Source organism: Rosenbergiella metrosideri, assembly GCF_022602565.1.
In the GTDB taxonomy this organism is placed as follows: Bacteria; Pseudomonadota; Gammaproteobacteria; order Enterobacterales; family Enterobacteriaceae; genus Rosenbergiella; species Rosenbergiella metrosideri.
Genome location: NZ_JALBCV010000035.1, coordinates 1 through 3,067, shown reverse-complemented (window position 1 = coordinate 3,067; position 3,067 = coordinate 1). Strand labels below are relative to the sequence as shown.

At 29.1% G+C, this 3,067-nt stretch carries 4 protein-coding genes; all 4 read right to left on the bottom strand.

Annotated features, from left to right (window positions below; translation table 11 throughout):
• On the bottom strand, positions 1-609 hold a 609-nt coding region (locus MKR94_RS16270; protein ID WP_241647866.1), incomplete at its 3' end, for a hypothetical protein.
• 15 nt (positions 610-624) lie between these two features.
• Entirely contained in the window at positions 625-1,644 is a 1,020-nt protein-coding gene (locus tag MKR94_RS16265; protein WP_241647865.1) for an EpsG family protein, read from the bottom strand.
• Positions 1,645-1,766: 122 nt separating this feature from the next.
• Entirely contained in the window at positions 1,767-2,801 is a 1,035-nt protein-coding gene (locus MKR94_RS16260; RefSeq protein WP_241647864.1) for a glycosyltransferase, read from the bottom strand.
• A partial coding sequence (locus tag MKR94_RS16255) for a DUF4422 domain-containing protein (protein WP_241647863.1) occupies positions 2,798-3,067 on the bottom strand: 270 nt, incomplete at its 5' end. The genes MKR94_RS16255 and MKR94_RS16260, both read right to left, overlap by 4 nt.

Sequence of the window (3,067 nt, the reverse complement as noted above, 5' to 3'; positions counted from 1 at the left end):
GTGAATTTTAATATGGTTTAATTTTTTTAAGTACCACTTCTTATCGTCATTAGTTAAATAAATAACTTCTGAAATATTATACTCCTTTATATTTTTAGACTCAAAAGCAAAAGTCCTCAACAGCTTATTGAGGCTATTAATTTTTTGGAAATACGAGCTATTTGATTTAATATCACTCAAGTAGAGATTTTTCATTACATCATGGACAACTAATCTAACCGGTTTATTAATCGATTTGGGTAGGATACCTAATGCCCAGTATCCTTCTACTTGAATGTAATCAGGGTTAAATTCAGTGATCAATCGATTTATAACACTTCCTATCTCGTATGTCCCATAAAGTATTTCCTCTCTAGTTTTTATTGAAAAAATACTTTTTACTATATTTAAACCTTTTAGTTTAGGAACTTCAATGTTTACGTTCTTAATAATTCCATCAGAATACTCTTTTATTCTGTTCTTATCTAAAGCTCCATCATTTCTCACTTGTATAACCATGACTTCATCATTATCAATTTTACTTTCTTCAATCCTCCCATTAACTGATTTCTTATAGCCATTATTGCTCGGATGAATGAAATCCCATGTAATAAAAATAACTTTACTCATAGTGTTACCTATAAATTAAAAAATATTGAAAGTATTATCTAATACATACCCATGAATAGATTGAGGGTTTATAATTGTATTATACAGGAGGTAGTAGATTACGATCATCAGACAAAGTGTTAGCATTAATACTTTATACTTCTTAAACTCAAATATAAGCATCGAAATTAATATAGGCTCTATTTGTAAAAATAAATTTCCTACTCTTCCGCCAATGATTGAAAAGTCATTGAAGAAAATCCTAATACCAGCTCCAATGCTAAAAGCAAAAACGAGAATGTAGCGTATCTCCCATTTTATTTTCAGCGAGTCATTATTAATTAAATATTTACAATAGATATATACAAATACTATATTTTTAAAATTAGAAATGCTAAAAATAGGTAATTCCGTATCGTATTCGCTGCCTTCATAAGCTAGTGCTGTTTGAGGAATGAAATTTTCAAACTTTCCTAAAAAAAACTTGCTACCTATTAGACCCAATAAAACAGATAATACTACTATGTAAAATGGTAAATATTTACGCTTATATATTTGAGAAAAAACCACTAATAAACCCGCAGTTGCTGTTTGATGCGATAGTACTGATAATAGATAAATTACAATAAATAACTTAATTTTTTTCTCTGATAAAAAGGTTAATGAGTATACATATAAAGCACTTGCAATACCGAATCTGATTTGATTCATATCTTTGTTGATAAGTAAATGTGCAGAAAATATACAAAGAGATATTAGTATATATGGAGAAACTTTTTTATAAGTCAACGAAGTTATCATAATTGATATTGTTGCATAGGTCATCAATAAAACATCTGCAGATTTACTAAAAAGACTAGTTATATACATCAATAGCGTTGTAATGGGTTCATATCTGAACAAGCTTAATATTTGCGATAGTCCTAGAGTAACTGATTTTTCCGCTATTTCATTGAATGCATACCGGTATTGTAAATCATCATATCCTGTCCCTACCCCTCTAGCTCCTGCGAATATAATAATAGCTACCACAGAAGACACAAATAAAAAGTTCACAATAAATTTGCTACGGAAGTCCCGTTTATCAAATAGAACCTCAACCGAGCCGAAAAGAAATAAGACAAAACTCAGGATATAAAATGGATACATATTCACTATACCTTTTTCTCAACAATATTTCAGTGAATTAGTTTTAGCCACAAACTTTCTATTGCTGAAAACTCAAATTTTTTTGCTGTAAACTTAGTATTCTCACTAAATTTATTAAATAATTTCTGGTCATTAGATAGTAAATTCATTTTTTCAACAAAACTTGTTTTATCTCCTAGCTTTATTAAAAAACCATCTATACCATCATTAATAATGTCGGAAGGTCCAGTAGGGCAATCGTAAGAAACACATGGTAAGGAATGTGCTTTAGCTTCTAACAAACTGAGAGGCAAACCTTCATAATGAGATGTCATTACGCAAAAATCAGAACGTTTATAAAAATATTCTATATTATCTACCTTACCAAGTAGAGTTACACTATTTTCTAATTTATAATTCTCAATTCTGTCCTGTATTATATCCCTCTGTTCTCCTTCCCCTGCAATATCTAGACTCCACCCTGGGTTTTTTTTAATAAATGTATTCCATATCTCGATCAACTCTAAGAAATTTTTCTGACTTTCAAGCCTCCCAACTGCTATCACTTTTTTATTGAATTTCCCTTTTACTAGAGATTTATAATATATTGGGTTCACAATTTTAATTGCATTAACATTTAAACCTTTTAGATTTTTTTTATCTTCATTTGTTAGAACCACAACCTTGTCATATTTTTTTAATGCTCTGATCTTAAGTTTTCTTTTAAACATTCCGAGCGATTTTAGTGATACATGCTCACAACTTATAAATATACTTTCCGTTTTAGTTCTCAAATATTTGATGAAAATCGAGAATATTGTACTTAACTTTCCCATGGATACTATAAATACATAATCATAATCTTTTTTTTTCAGTATAGAAAAGATTTTCAAGAACGGTTTTTTTTCATTTTGTAGACTAATAAAATCCATAGCGTCGAATTTGTAGAAAGAATCTCCTGTACCTTTTAATGAAATAACTGTAACTTCATTATTTTTTGAATATATACGTGACATCATTGCACAAATTTTTTCTCTTCCTGAATACGTAAAAGCGTTATCTGTAATAAGTACAATTCTTTTCACTTGATCATCATCCTTTTTATAAGACCATACCCTTTCTTGACTAAATTCTCACCTTCTGTGTTAAGAACGTTTAGATATTTAATTCTAAACCTATTTTTATTATACTCTATCCACACGTTAAAAAGTCTTTCTGCTAGAAAACCTATTACTCTTTTTTGATATGCGTCATATGGAGTTGTATCTATTCTACTATGCAATTCTAGAATTATAGGGAAAACCCAGCTACAGTATTCATCGAAAATTGAACTCTTCATAATAAACATATT